This window comes from Corynebacterium sp. TUM25020 (assembly GCF_056388495.1).
On sequence record NZ_JBWJFG010000001.1, the window covers coordinates 528,292 to 541,736 of the forward strand.

The 13,445-nt window shown below is 59.5% G+C and carries 11 protein-coding genes; 5 read left to right on the plus strand and 6 right to left on the minus strand.

The window, feature by feature from the left end; genetic code table 11:
- Positions 1–38 precede the first annotated feature (38 nt).
- The gene (gene tkt / locus AC05K6_RS02365) at positions 39–2,129 is read right to left on the minus strand and encodes a transketolase (RefSeq protein WP_476727651.1); all 2,091 of its coding nucleotides are present in this window, start codon (positions 2,127–2,129) and stop codon (positions 39–41) included.
- A gap of 277 nt (positions 2,130–2,406) precedes the next feature.
- Between tkt and AC05K6_RS02370 the strand changes: the two genes are divergently transcribed.
- Complete coding sequence (locus tag AC05K6_RS02370; protein ID WP_448307657.1) at positions 2,407–3,399, plus strand: heme o synthase; 993 nt, start codon at positions 2,407–2,409, stop codon at positions 3,397–3,399.
- A 27-nt stretch (positions 3,400–3,426) separates the two neighbouring features.
- Here the strand turns inward: AC05K6_RS02370 and AC05K6_RS02375 are convergent, their stop codons facing one another.
- The 5 genes from AC05K6_RS02375 to mptB form a co-directional block, all read right to left on the minus strand.
- Entirely contained in the window at positions 3,427–4,221 is a 795-nt protein-coding gene (locus tag AC05K6_RS02375; protein ID WP_476727652.1) for a hypothetical protein, read from the minus strand.
- 51 nt (positions 4,222–4,272) lie between these two features.
- Positions 4,273–5,343: a COX15/CtaA family protein gene (locus AC05K6_RS02380; protein ID WP_293791472.1), complete on the minus strand. Its 1,071-nt coding sequence runs from the start codon at positions 5,341–5,343 to the stop codon at positions 4,273–4,275.
- Between the two features lie 69 nt (positions 5,344–5,412).
- A complete protein-coding gene (locus AC05K6_RS02385; protein ID WP_448307660.1) occupies positions 5,413–6,204 on the minus strand; it encodes an ABC transporter permease in 792 nt (263 codons plus the stop codon).
- On the minus strand, positions 6,201–7,181 hold the full coding sequence (locus AC05K6_RS02390; protein ID WP_476727653.1) for an ABC transporter ATP-binding protein: 981 nt from the start codon (positions 7,179–7,181) through the stop codon (positions 6,201–6,203). The genes AC05K6_RS02385 and AC05K6_RS02390 overlap by 4 nt, the downstream gene beginning before the upstream one ends.
- Positions 7,165–8,958 (minus strand): polyprenol phosphomannose-dependent alpha 1,6 mannosyltransferase MptB, encoded by a 1,794-nt coding sequence (gene mptB / locus AC05K6_RS02395; protein ID WP_448307662.1) that lies wholly within the window; start codon positions 8,956–8,958, stop codon positions 7,165–7,167. Before mptB ends, AC05K6_RS02390 begins: the two co-directional genes overlap by 17 nt.
- Before the next feature lie 256 nt (positions 8,959–9,214).
- Between mptB and AC05K6_RS02400 the strand changes: the two genes are divergently transcribed.
- Genes AC05K6_RS02400 through sufC form a run of 4 tightly spaced genes read left to right on the plus strand, consistent with a single transcriptional unit; the run spans position 9,215 to position 13,367 of the window.
- A complete protein-coding gene (locus tag AC05K6_RS02400) occupies positions 9,215–9,898 on the plus strand; it encodes a helix-turn-helix transcriptional regulator (RefSeq protein WP_448307663.1) in 684 nt (227 codons plus the stop codon).
- A gap of 3 nt (positions 9,899–9,901) precedes the next feature.
- Positions 9,902–11,344, plus strand: coding sequence for a Fe-S cluster assembly protein SufB (gene sufB, locus AC05K6_RS02405; protein WP_293791258.1), 1,443 nt, complete (start codon positions 9,902–9,904; stop codon positions 11,342–11,344).
- Positions 11,345–11,349: 5 nt separating this feature from the next.
- Positions 11,350–12,561 (plus strand): Fe-S cluster assembly protein SufD, encoded by a 1,212-nt coding sequence (gene sufD / locus AC05K6_RS02410; protein WP_448307664.1) that lies wholly within the window; start codon positions 11,350–11,352, stop codon positions 12,559–12,561.
- Positions 12,562–12,611: 50 nt separating this feature from the next.
- Entirely contained in the window at positions 12,612–13,367 is a 756-nt protein-coding gene (gene sufC, locus AC05K6_RS02415) for a Fe-S cluster assembly ATPase SufC (RefSeq protein ID WP_448307665.1), read from the plus strand.
- The last annotated feature ends 78 nt before the right edge of the window (positions 13,368–13,445 follow it).

A 13,445-nucleotide genomic window follows, 5' to 3' on the forward strand; every position in this document is an offset into this window, starting at 1 on the left:
GATCAGTCCTTGTAAACGGGGGTAAACGGGGTCAGAAATTACTTGTTGGCGGCAATGGAATCGTGAGCCGCTGCGACGACAGCCTCTGCGGTAATGCCGAACTCGCGGTATAGAGTCTGGTAGTCCGCGGAAGCACCGTAGTGTTCCAGGGAAACCGTACGACCGTTGAGGCCTACGAAACGGTGCCACGGCACCGCAATGCCAGCCTCGACGGAAACACGGGCGGTGACGGAGCTCGGAAGCACCTGCTCCTGGTACTCAGCATCCTGCTCCAAGAACCACTCCATAACTGGCATGGATACAACACGAGTGCCCACGCCCTGAGCCTCGAGCTCCTTTGCGGCTTCGACGGCGAGCTGTACCTCAGAACCCGTGGCCAGCAGGATAACTTCTGGGGTGTCAGTGGACTCTTCGACCAGCACATAGGCTCCACGGGCCACACCGTCGGCAGCCTTTTCCTGGGTGCCTTCCAGCACAGGCACGTTCTGGCGCGTCAGAATCAATGCCTTCGGCGATTCCTCGGCGCGCAAGGCGGCAACCCAGCCAGCGGCAGCCTCGTTAGCATCCGCTGGGCGAATTACTGCCAGGTGGGGGATAGCTCGCAGAGAAGCCAGGTGCTCGACCGGCTGGTGGGTCGGACCATCCTCGCCCAAGCCAATGGAATCGTGGGTCCATACGTGATAGACGTCCGACTTCATCAGCGCGCCCAGGCGAATGGCACCACGGGCGTAGTCAGAAAACTGCAGGAAGGTAGCGCCATAGGGACGGGTCGGTCCGTGCAGTGCAATGCCGTTCAAGATGGCCACCATGCCGTGCTCGCGGATGCCGAAGTGCAGGTTCCGTCCGCCGGGTTCCGTAGTAAAGCTGCGGGTGCTGATGGCCTCCGGACCGAAGCTCGGGGAGCCCTTGATGATGGTGTTTGTGGAGCCAGCGAGGTCGGCCGAGCCACCCCACAGCTCAGGCAGAGTCTTGCCCAGTGCCTGCAGCGTAGCCTCCGAGGCTTTACGCGTGGCCAGGGACTCGCCGGCCTCCCAGCTGGGAATCTCGGCATCGAAATCCGTCGGAAGTTCACGGGAGTAGAGACGGTCAAACAGAACCTTGTTCTCCGGGTTCTTCTCCGCCCAGGCGTCGAAAAGACCCTGCCACTGCTCGTGAACCTGCGCCCCGCGTTCGATGAGTCCGCGAGTGTGGGCGAGAACGTTGTCCTCTACCGGGAACGGCTCGTCGGGGAAGTTCAGCGCCTCCTTGATGCCGGTGATTTCCTCTGCGCCCAGGGCTGCGCCGTGGGATGCACCGGTGTCCATCTTCGTCGGTGCGGGGTAGGCGATCACGCTGCTGAGGCGGATGAAAGTCGGACGGGAGGTTTCGGCCTTGGCACGCTCGACGGCGTCCAGAATGCCCTCGACGTCCTCACCGGTGACCTCCAGGGTCTGCCAGCCGTACGAGTCGTAGCGGGCCACGACGTCCTCGGTGAAGGCGATCTGGGTCTGGTCTTCGATGGAAATGCCGTTGTCGTCCCAGAAGACAATGAGGTTACCCAGCTGCTGGGTACCGGCCAGCGACGAAGCCTCAGAGGTTACGCCCTCCTGCACGTCGCCGTCGGAAGCAATGACGTAGATGAAGTGGTCAAACGGGGACTCGCCGGCGGGGGTCTCAGGGTCGAACAGCGCGCGCTCACGGCGGGAAGCCATAGCCATACCCACCGCGGAAGCCAGACCCTGGCCAAGCGGACCGGTCGTAATCTCCACACCGTCGGTGTGGTGCACCTCCGGGTGGCCCGGGGTCTTGGAGCCCCAGGTGCGCAGGGCCTGCAGATCTTCGAGCTCCAGGCCGAAACCACCCAAAAACAGCTGAATGTACTGCGTCAGAGACGAGTGACCCGCCGACAGCACAAAGCGATCCCTACCTACCCAGTGGACATCCTTCGGATCGTGTCGCAACACACGCTGGTACAGGGTGTAAGCCAGCGGTGCCAGGCTCATTGCCGTACCGGGGTGACCGGATCCGCACTTTTCAACGGCATCAGCAGCCAGCACACGGGCGAGGTCGACCGCGCGCGTGTCGGTCTCCGTCCAGTCGGCTGGGTAATTCCGCACGGTGAGTGCCTGCTGTTCTGGGGAGAGAGTCACTGTCAGTTGCCTTTCTTCATCAAGCTGAATACCCCATACATACTAATGGTCGCGGCCGACCGCCGTGGCTAGTGGGCGCAGATGGTGGGCGCCAATTTTGTATCAGGGTGTGCCACAACCTTTTTACTGAAAGTTGGAACTTTATCGGCGCTCCAGCCGACCATATAGAGATGCAGGTCTGAATCCCGTGCATTGGCAAGGCTTTCAGTGCCACGGACACTTGTTCCGAGGGCGCGGTTCGGCCAGCATGAAACGCTCGGGTAGCGTTAGACGCGGAATGGATAGACTGCAGGTGGAACTGCATGACCTGAACTTGGAGGCGAGGCAGCCGGTGAAGACATTCGCTGAGACGGCCAAGGCATACATAGCACTGACCAAACCTAGGGTCATTGAGCTATTGCTGGTAGCCACGATTCCTGCAATGTTGCAGGCACAACGCGGCGAAGTGAACTTCGGTCTTATCCTGCTGACCCTTATCGGCGGCTGGATGGGAGCCGGGGCTGCTAACACCTTCAATAACGTCGTCGATCACGACATAGATCAGCTGATGCGTCGCACCCGGCGCCGTCCGACGGCTCGTCAGACCGTTTCCGTCAGCGAAGCGCGCATCTTCGCCTGGGTGTTGCTCATTATCTCGGTGCTGTGGCTCGGCTTCCTCTGCCATTCGTGGCTGGCCGCCGGGTTTATCGTGCTGACGAACTGGTTTTACGTCTATGTCTACACCAAGTGGTTGAAGCGCCGTACCTGGCAAAACGTCATCTGGGGTGGCGCGGCCGGCTGTATGCCCGTCGTAGTTGGCTGGGCCGTAATCACCGATAACAACGGCGGGGCGTTCCACGCAGGCTGGTTGTCATGGGCCCAGGCGCTCATTTTGTTCATGGTTATTTTCTTTTGGACGCCACCGCATACCTGGGCTCTTGGCATGCGTTACCGCGAGGACTATGAAGCCGCGGGCGTGCCCATGATGCCTGTCGTTAAACCTCCGCTGGAGGTTACGCGCCAGATTCTTGCCTACACGTGGGCGACCGTGGTCACTTCGCTGCTACTGGTTCCCGCCGCTAGCTGGATCTACCTGGCAGCGGCTGTGCTGTCCGGCGCCTGGTTCATTATCAAGGCGCATCTGCTGCACCGTGGCGTGAAAAACGGCACCCCGGTCAAGCCGATGCAGCTGTTCTTCCTGTCGAACAACTACCTGTCGCTACTGTTCGTGGCTCTGTCTGTTGATGCCGTGCTGGGCTGGCAGACTCTCGCCGAGGCGGTGCTCGGTTAGCATCACGACCTAGGATCACGGCTAAGATCACCAAGCCGTTCTGAGCCAATCGCGTTCGGCGAGGTTGAATACGGCTTCGCACTGTTTCTTCGTGAGCCCGGAATCGAGCTCCGCGTGGGTTTGCCCGGGTCGACGACTGATACCGACGATCGCCCAGCCGTTATTGTTCAAACCATCCACGACAGCAGTTTCCGCCGATGAGGCCATATTAAAACGGGTGCGATACCAGTCGGGCTTGCGCTTCATCTCAAACTCAAAGGAGTGCATCTGCCGGAACGAGCCATCAGGGTAAAGCACGTGGAGAGGCGCCCGATAGTAGTAATAGAACGTTGAGCCTGAAGATTCGCTTTCTCGCCTTTCGGTGCGGCAATGATAGACCTGCCCGACCAGCGCTGGGTAGTAGTCGATCCAGCCATTCTTCCAGGCGGTGACGATTCGTCTGCGTCGTGCTAGGGCGCTGGAGATCGAGTAGACCGCGACAACGACGAAGATCATTCCAACGATGAAAAAGACCGTATCCGTGAGACGGAGACTGTCGGCCGTTGCAACCCCTCGACGAAGTTTGCTGAGAATCAGCATGAGACCAATAGCAGCGAAGACGGCACCGAAGAGCCCAACGACCAGGAAGATAATCATGCGACCCGGCAGGTCCCGAGCGTAAGGCTGCGGACCCGCTGCCTTTATTGCTTCAAAGGCCCCACTGTTATCCCGCATCGGGTTGGGGGTGGAGTAGTAGCGTTCGCCCCGTTCAGGCACCAGTGGAGTATCGACCCCCGAGTTGAATTTCAGTGTGGTGCGCGGCATGCACGTCGGCTGAGTCATGGTTCGACCCCTCGTCGCTGTCAGCTAGACAATAACCCTGGACTCTGTATATTAGCCGTCTTTGGCGTTGACAGCCTCGTGGCGCTGACTATCCCCGGTGGTGGTGCCCGTGTGGCTGGCGTTGCCACCGCTGTAGCGGGACTTCAGTGCCCACAGGAATCCGGTGGCGGCGGTAGAGAGGCCGGAGCCGATGACGTGCAACGGAACGGACCAGCGAGGCACACCCAACCAGTACTGCATGATGCCAATGGCAGCCTGCACGATAATCGCGGCAATAACCCAGTAGGAAGCAGTCTTGATGCGGCGCTCAAGATTCAGAGCAAAGACGCCCGCCAACAGGCCGATCGTGAGCCCCAAGTATAGGTACATAAAGCCAGCGTGGATGTGTGCCATGTCGATCAGAGGCACCTGCAGTCGGTGCTCCGGCAAAATAGCCTCATCGCCAGCATGGGGACCCGCGCTGGTAACCAAAGTGCCGGTCATAAGCACCACTGCCAAGCTAATCGCAGAGCCATCAGTGAGGATGCGCAACGGTCGGGGCATCAGCGGCTGCATTTCGCCGTCATCGGGTTCGCCGATTCGCACAACTAGTTTGGCGGCCAGGAATACCAGCAGCATGCTCGGCAGGAAGTGCAGCGCAACCATCCACCACATGAGATCCATGTGGACAGTGATTCCACCAATTACAGCCTGGGCGATAATGCCGATTCCCTGGACGAAAGCCAGGTGGAGGATTGAGGAGCGGCGCGCGGCTCGCACTACCGCAATGAAGCATATGAGGCAGGCGATGATCAGGACGAACGTCAGCGTTCGGTTGCCGAACTCAATCAGTTGGTGAATCCACGGAGCCGAACCCGGCACGGGAAGTAGCGATCCTGGGTGGCACTGAGGCCAGGTGTCACATCCCAGGCCGGAACCTGTCACGCGCACCAGTGATCCAGTGAAAGTGATTCCCGTCTGGCAAGCCAGCAGGATGATGGCAAATAGGCGCTGACGGCGGATAGTCGGCGCGGTGACGGGGCGGGGGAAACCGAATTTGCGGTCTGCTGCATAAACGAATGCGTACAGCTTCAGCAGCGCCTTGACGAAGGGATTACTCTCCTCCGTGGCGCGTCGTTTCATAGTCTCTAGCACGCCTTAAGACTAACGTAACCCCATGTCGCGGGGCTAATTGCCTAAACCAGAAAGGTACTAGTCGCTTTCCATGGTGAAGCGGAAGAACTTTAGCGCGAGGCCCGTGCCTACAACCGCCCATGCCAGCAAGCTCGCCAGCGCAACAAGGTTGCAGCCCCCGGTTTCGACTGCCGTGTGAAAACCCTCCATCAAAGCTACCGAGGGGACGGCCATAAGGAATCCGTTGACGCTCTCGCCGGCGGGTGTCGTCATGGTGGCGTACACCGCTGCGCCCAATAATACGAACCAAATCGTATTGCCCAGCGCCAGCACCAGTTCAGAGCTGAGAGTGCCGCCCAGAAGCAGCCCCAGGCTTGTGAAGGCTGCCACGCCCACCACCGCGGTCAGCAACGCCGCTGGAAATCCAACGATGTCCGGGCGCCAGCCCAAGGCAAAAGCTGCGATAGACAGAACCAGAACCTGCAGCAGTACCACAATGCATACGGCCACTACCTTCCCGGCGATGAGCGCCCACGTCGGCACACCTGCAGCGCCGATGCGTTTCAGGGCACCATAGCGGCGGTCGAAGGCTACGGCGATGGCCTGTCCGGTGAAACCGGCGCCCATGAGGGCAATCGCCAGCGCCATGGGGAAGATACGGGTCACAGCGTGGGATGCATCATCGCCGGGAACCAGCGTCAAACCAATAAGCAGTCCCAACGGAATGACCATAGAGAGCAGTTGCTGCTCGCCGTGGCGCAAGAATAGCAAGGATTCGATCTTGGCCTGTGCCTTTACAATGTCAAAGGATTTGGCCTGTTGCGGCGCCGGAGCGAAGAAACCGGGTTCGAAGCGGCTGGTGCTTTTCATGAGCGAATGTCCTTTCCGGTGATAGAGAGGAACACGTCCTCCAGCGACTGTCGGTTAACTACCAGCTGGCTAATCATCACTCCCAGCTCAGCGAATGCTGTGGCAACGTCGGCAATCGTCTGCGGAGAAAACTCCGGGGCCTCTAGCTTGAAATGTCGGGGCCGGATTTCGTCCACTGTCAACTGTGCTTGTGTGTGCTTGGCAATGGCCGCGGTGACGTCGGGGAGTGGGGCGTCGGAATCAACCTGAACGGAAAGCCACGCAGCCGTAGAATTCGGGTCGTGGTGTGAAGTCATTTCCTCCGGTGTGCCTGCTGCAACCACCCGTCCGGAGTCGATAATGACCACCTGGTCGGCCAGCGCTTCGGCTTCATCCATCAGGTGCGTGGTCAAGATGACAGCCACACCGTCACGCTTCAGGGAAGCTACGAGATCCCACACCGCCAGTCGGGACTGTGCATCGAGCCCCGCCGTGGGTTCGTCGAGGAACACCAGCTCCGGACGACCGACCAGCGCACAGGCGAGACTGAGTCGTTGTTGTTGGCCACCCGAAAGGCGCCTATAGGGTGTCTTCTCGTGGCCCTTCAGGCCGACGGTCTGGAGCAACCATTCCGGATCCAAGGGATTCTTTGAATATGACGCCACCAAACGCAGCATCTCTCCCACGCGGATACCGGGATAAGCGCCGCCACCTTGCAGCATCACGCCGATGCGGCTGCGAACCTCGTCCGAGTGAAGCGCCGGATCCAGACCGAAGACTCGAATACTTCCTTCAGTGGGTTGAATAAAACCCTCGCACATCTCGACGGTCGTGGTCTTGCCGGCGCCGTTGGGGCCGAGTAGTGCGAGCACCTGGCCGGCAGCGAGATTGAAGCTGAGGCCGTTGACCGCGTGGCGATCGCCAAAAGTTTTGACGACATCGCGGAGTTGCAGTATGGGCTCGCTACCGGGTGCCTGTGAATCAGGTCCTGTTGTCATGTAGAGAGAGTCTAGTCCGCTGGCGGTGTATTACGTAGCGTCGCCACTGTTCGTCAGAAGTGCCGTCGCGAATCGACATGGCTTCCGCCAGGTCTGCGTTTCCACCTGCCAGCCACTTCATAATTGACACCACTACCAAGAAGAACACCAGGCTCATCAGGTAGATGTAAATGACGGTTGAGGTCGGAAGCGATAAACCCCGGGGCAGGATAAAGAAGCTAAAGACCACTGAATAGATAATGGCGGTGAGGTGGAACGCCCGGCGATTTGCCCAGGCCGCAAGCGGGAGAATCGCCCATAGGAGGTACCAGGGGTGTACGACGGGGAAGAAGAGCACCAAGATGAGGGTGGCCACTCCCAAACCGCCCACGGGGTGAATACGCCCGCGGAATGAAGCCCAGAGCATACGCACCACCCAAAAGCCGCCCACTAGCAATCCCAAAGTACGGAAGACAACTAGGGAGGAGTCAATGTGATCTCCGAGTCCCAGGACTCCGCCCAGCGCACCTGAGGCTAGGCCGAGGGAGGTGGTGATGGACATCCAGGATATGATCTCTGCAGCTCCGCCTTGGGAGGTGATCCAGCCAAAGCCCACACCAGTGAGCAGAGACATCACCACTGCGGCCGTCGCGGAGACCGCCACAGCAACCGCGGCGGCGGTGCACAGATCGACAAGGCGACCGCCAAACCAACGCGCCAGCGCTGCACCGGCAAATCCCAAACCGATCAGCGCGGTGACCTTCACCATGCCAGCCATTGTGATTAGTACGAATCCGCCGATGATGAGGATCCAACGACTAGTAAGGGGGCGATCTTCCTTGTCCACCCCGCGCAAGACCAATTCCATGCCAGCGAGGAGCAGGCCGATCAACGCGGCCTCGTTATGGATGCCGCCAATAAGGTGGAGGATCGCCAGTGGGTTAAGTACGCCCAGCCACAGCGCCGCACCACTGGACACGCCACAGCGGCGCGCCAAACGCACGAGTGCCCAACCACTCAGAGCAAGACCCAAGATGGCCACGAGGCGGTGCAGTACGATGCCGAGAATGATCGAGTTACCTGTGAGCATGGAGATCACTTCTCCATAGCCCAGGGCGACCGGCCCATAGGGCGCAGGGGAGTGTGCCCACATCAAAGGCACGGAGCGAGCCAGGGGATCGTCAATTCCCAGCAAGTCAACCGGGCCTCCGCCGTAAGGATCCCAGCCTTTGGCGGCGATGGCTCCTTGTGCGAGGTAGGAGTAGATGTCCTGAGTAAACAGTGGCGGGGTAAACATCAACGGGGTGACCCACACGAAGAACGTGCGCCAATACGTGCGGACGGGAATCGGGTGGTTCGGCCTACCGGGGGTGGAGACAGCGAAACGCAGCAGTAAGAGCCAGCCGTAGACCAGGAACCCGATGCCTACGAAAACCATGACGGTGGTGGAGTGCAGCATTCTCGCCAAAGTGTTCACACCTGGGAAATCCCAATAGGGATTGTGAACCACGGGAAACGCGCCGGCGCCAAGCCCTCCGACGGTGATCAGCATCGTGCCCAGGGCGCCCAAGAAGACGGCGACGTAAAGCCTCATGGACAGGGCACGGTTGAGTGGTTGGAGCTGTACAGAGCTTTCCGGAGCGTTGTCGCCCTCGGATTCAGAGTGCAGCTGAGCCGAGCGCGATCCCGCGAGGCCAAGTTGAGGCAATTGTTCCCTGAACCTCCGCCACGGTCGCAAGAAGCGGGTACCGCTGGAGTTAGCCAGGGTGTCCGGTGCGTCCGAAGTGGGGGTAGTCATAGGTGGGAATTCTACCGAAGGTCGTTGGAAATTCTCCTTAGCCATGGCCGTGACCAGCACCACAGAGCTAATTGAGCTACGTCACAGCGATGTGTGGCAACTAAGGCAGGGTTACCTTAGTAGACAAGACGGAATATTTACGACACACTTTTGTTGTCTAATCATGTAGGCACATTTTTAGTCGTTTAGTCGCACTGACTGATCGCACAGACTAATCGCACCGACGCACACTATTCGCGACAGAAGGAGGTATAGCGTGGCACGGACATCTGAGGAACGCTCATCGCAGCCAACCACAGAGCGTGACACGCGGCACCGCATTTTGTTGCACGTGCTGCGTCACGGTCCGGTGAGCGCATCGGACATTAGCGAGGCGTTTGGCTTAAGCGCCGCCGGCGTTAGGCGTCACTTAGACAACATCGTGTCAGACGGCCTCGCCGAGGTCGTCGAAGCGCCTCGCTCCGGGCAACGTGGACGGCCTGCCAAGCTTTTCCGGCTTACCGACGAAGGCCGGGCGGAGTTTGGACATGATTACGACACTCTTGCCTTGCTGGCACTGCGTGCCCTCCGCTCTGCGGGCGGGGAAGAGGCGGTGGAGGATTTCGCCGCCCAGCGTGTGCATGACCTACTGAAGGACGTGCCGGACGCCGACGCAGATGTGGCTGCAAGGGCTAAGGCCATTGCCGATGTGCTCACCGAGAGAGGCTATGCAGCCACTGTCGATAGTGCAGGCGGTGGCGTCCAGATTTGCCGTCACCACTGCCCGATCCAAGATGTCGCTCACGAGTTCCCAGAACTGTGCGCGGCGGAGCACCGAGTGGTCGCAGAGCTTCTAGGTCAGCACACTCAACCGTTGGCAACAATTGCCGACGGAAACGGTGTCTGCACCACTCATATTCCGCTTAGAACCATTGCCCCTTCCCCCAAGAAGGAAAGTTAAACCATGACTCAAGCTGCACAAACACCTGAAACCAAACCCCAGACAGACGAAGAGATCATTGATTCCATCGGCGCGTATGGCTATGGCTGGCACGATTCCGATGCTGCCGGCGCCTCTGCCCGCCGTGGTCTTAATGAGGATGTCGTCCGCGATATTTCCGCAAAGAAGAATGAGCCGGAGTGGATGCTGAAGCGTCGCCTGAAGGCTCTGGAGATCTTCGACAAGAAGCCGCTGCCGACGTGGGGTGCGGATCTTAGCGATATCGACTTCGACAACATTAAGTACTTTGTTCGCTCCACCGAGAAGCAAGCTCAGACCTGGGATGACCTGCCGGAGGACATTAAGAACACCTACGACAAGCTGGGCATCCCGGAGGCTGAGAAGCAGCGTCTCGTGGCTGGCGTGGCCGCGCAGTACGAATCGGAGGTTGTTTACCACCAGATTCGCGAGGATCTCGAGAGCCAGGGTGTGATCTTCGTTGACACGGATACCGGTCTGCGGGACTACCCGGAATTGTTTGAGGAATACTTCGGCAGCGTCATCCCCGCCGGCGACAACAAATTCTCCGCTTTGAACACCGCAGTGTGGTCCGGTGGTTCCTTTATCTACGTGCCGAAGGGCGTACACGTAGATATTCCGCTGCAGGCTTATTTCCGTATTAACACCGAGAACATGGGCCAGTTCGAGCGCACCCTGATCATCGTCGACGAGGACGCTTATGTCCACTACGTCGAGGGTTGTACCGCTCCGATTTACAAGACCGACTCGCTGCACTCTGCCGTCGTGGAGATCATTGTGAAGAAGGGTGGCCGCTGCCGCTACACCACGATCCAGAACTGGTCTAACAACGTCTACAATCTCGTCACTAAGCGCACGAAATGCGAAGAGGGCGGCACCATGGAGTGGGTCGACGGCAACATCGGCTCCAAGGTCACAATGAAGTACCCAGCGGTTTGGATGACCGGCCCGCATGCAAAGGGCGAGGTTCTTTCCGTGGCCTTCGCTGGCGAGGGACAGTTCCAGGACACGGGTGCAAAGATGGTGCACATGGCTCCGCACACGAGCTCGAACATCGTGTCGAAGTCCGTCGCCCGCGCTGGCGGCCGCGCCGCTTACCGCGGTCTGGTGCAGGTGAACAAGGATGCCCACCACTCGGCGTCGAACGTTGAGTGTGATGCGTTGCTGGTCGATTCCATTTCGCGTTCGGATACATATCCGTACAACGACATTCGCAACGACCATGTCACGCTCGGCCACGAAGCCACGGTCTCCCAGGTCTCCGAGGATCAGCTGTTCTACCTGATGTCCCGCGGCATCGAGGAAGAGGAGGCTATGGCGATGATTGTCCGTGGCTTCGTCGAGCCCATTGCCAAGGAGCTGCCCATGGAGTATGCCCTGGAGCTCAACCGTCTTATCGAACTGCAGATGGAAGGATCGGTGGGTTAAACCAAATGACCACCCCACTAAACGAAACCGAAGCGACAATCACGCCCGTCAAGGCTGGTACGAGCCACCAGACCAAAGGCGACCGTTTCACCTCTTTCTCGGCTGCGGACTTCGCCGTTCCGCACGGTAAGGACGAGGACTGGCGCTTCACCCCGCTGCGTGAACTGCGCGGCCTACACGATGGGAAGGCTAAGGCTGGCAAGCGCGCCGCTGTCGCGGTCGATGTGGCTGATAACGACGCCCCCAGCGTGGCTATCGAACAGCTCCAGCAAGGCGATGAGCGTCTCGGTCGCGCGGGCGCACCCGTGGATCGTGCAGCGGCACAGGCTTGGGAAAACACCCAGGAGGCCGACTACCTGCGCATTACCAAGGATGCTGCATTGCAGTCTCCGGTAACCGTCACCATCGACGGTCCCGGCGAGGACGAGGTCTCCTACGGCACCCTCGTCGTCGAGCTTGAGTCGCACGCCGAGGCAGTGGTGTTCGTCCGTTATGAGGGTTCCGGTGCTCACTCCGACAACGTGGAGTTTGTTGTTGGCGATGGTGCGAAGTTGACCACCGTGGTCTTCGAGGATTGGAACGACGACGCTGTACACCTGTCGAACTCCCATATTCAGGTCGGTCGCGATGCGGTTGTGCGCCACTACTACGCAGCCTTCGGTGGTCACGTAGTGCGTTCTGTTCCACACGTGCGTTACACGGACACCGGCGGTGACGCAGAACTGCTGGGACTGTACTTCGCCGATGCCAACCAGTATTTCGAGCAGCGTCTGTTGGTGGATCACTCTATCCGCAACTGCCGCTCCAATGTGTTGTACAAGGGTGCTTTGCAGGGCGAACCGGAAAAGGGCAAGGACGCCCGCGAGGCTCGCACGGCATGGATCGGCGACGTATTGATCCGCCCGGATGCAACCGGTACCGACACCTACGAAAAGAACAACAACCTGCTGCTGACCTCCGGCGCCCGCGCCGACGCAGTGCCAAACCTGGAGATCCAGACGGGTGAAATCGTTGGCGCCGGCCACGCTGCTACGGTGGGTCGCTTCGACGACGAGCACATGTTCTACCTACAGTCCCGCGGTATTGACCCGGCCAGCGCCAAAATGCTGATTGTCCGTGGTTTCTTCACCGACGTCATCAAGCGCATCCCGGAGGAACAGATCCGGGAGCTGCTCGAGGACAAGGTCGAGGCAGAGCTCCAGCACACCGTTCTTTAACCCCACCGAAGAAGTTACTTCCCAAAACCCATAGAAAGCTTTTACACACCATGAGCACTTTGGAAATTAAGAACCTGCACGCGCAGGTTGTCCCGGCCGACGAGAACGAGGATCCGAAGCCGATCCTGCACGGCGTCAACCTGACCATCAACTCCGGTGAAACCCACGCCATCATGGGCCCGAACGGTTCCGGCAAGTCCACCTTGTCCTATGCCATTGCCGGCCACCCGCGTTACGAGATCACCGAGGGTGAGGTGCTGCTCGATGGCGAGAACCTGCTGGACATGGAGGTTGACGAGCGCGCTCGTGCTGGCCTGTTCCTGGCGATGCAGTACCCGACCGAGGTACCGGGCGTATCCATGGCGAACTTCCTACGTTCCTCCGCCACAGCCGTCCGCGGTGAGGCTCCGAAGATCCGCGAGTGGGTGAAGGAAGCCCGCGCAGCAATGGAGGAGCTGTCCATCGATCCTTCGTTCTCTGAGCGTTCCGTGAACGAGGGCTTCTCCGGTGGTGAGAAGAAGCGTCACGAAATCCTCCAGCTGGGTCTGCTGAAGCCGAAGTTCGCCATCTTGGATGAGACCGACTCCGGCCTGGATGTCGACGCCCTGCGCGTCGTCTCCGAGGGTATTAACCGCTACAAGGAGCGCGAGAACGGTGGCGTGCTGATGATCACCCACTACCAGCGCATCCTTAACTACGTAAAGCCCGAGTATGTCCACGTGTTTGCCAAGGGCCGCATCGTGGAAAGCGGTGGCCCGGAGCTGGCTCAGCAGCTGGAGTCCGAGGGCTACGAGAAGTTCGTATAACGACTTCCACCTCCGCGCTCCTCGCCACGCCCGCCTTTTCTTTCCCTACAACCTTGCTCGGCCAAGCTTGACCTGGCA

What these genes read in the sequence shown, in the direction of transcription:
- AC05K6_RS02370 (WP_448307657.1), top strand. Translation starts at nt 2,407, where the DNA reads ATGGATAGACTGCAGGTGGAACTGCATGACCTGAACTTGGAGGCGAGG.
- AC05K6_RS02375 (WP_476727652.1), bottom strand. Translation starts at nt 4,221, where the DNA reads ATGACTCAGCCGACGTGCATGCCGCGCACCACACTGAAATTCAACTCG.
- AC05K6_RS02380 (WP_293791472.1), bottom strand. Translation starts at nt 5,343, where the DNA reads ATGAAACGACGCGCCACGGAGGAGAGTAATCCCTTCGTCAAGGCGCTG.
- AC05K6_RS02385 (WP_448307660.1), bottom strand. Translation starts at nt 6,204, where the DNA reads ATGAAAAGCACCAGCCGCTTCGAACCCGGTTTCTTCGCTCCGGCGCCG.
- AC05K6_RS02390 (WP_476727653.1), bottom strand. Translation starts at nt 7,181, where the DNA reads ATGACAACAGGACCTGATTCACAGGCACCCGGTAGCGAGCCCATACTG.
- mptB (WP_448307662.1), bottom strand. Translation starts at nt 8,958, where the DNA reads ATGACTACCCCCACTTCGGACGCACCGGACACCCTGGCTAACTCCAGC.
- sufB (WP_293791258.1), top strand. Translation starts at nt 9,902, where the DNA reads ATGACTCAAGCTGCACAAACACCTGAAACCAAACCCCAGACAGACGAA.
- sufD (WP_448307664.1), top strand. Translation starts at nt 11,350, where the DNA reads ATGACCACCCCACTAAACGAAACCGAAGCGACAATCACGCCCGTCAAG.
- sufC (WP_448307665.1), top strand. Translation starts at nt 12,612, where the DNA reads ATGAGCACTTTGGAAATTAAGAACCTGCACGCGCAGGTTGTCCCGGCC.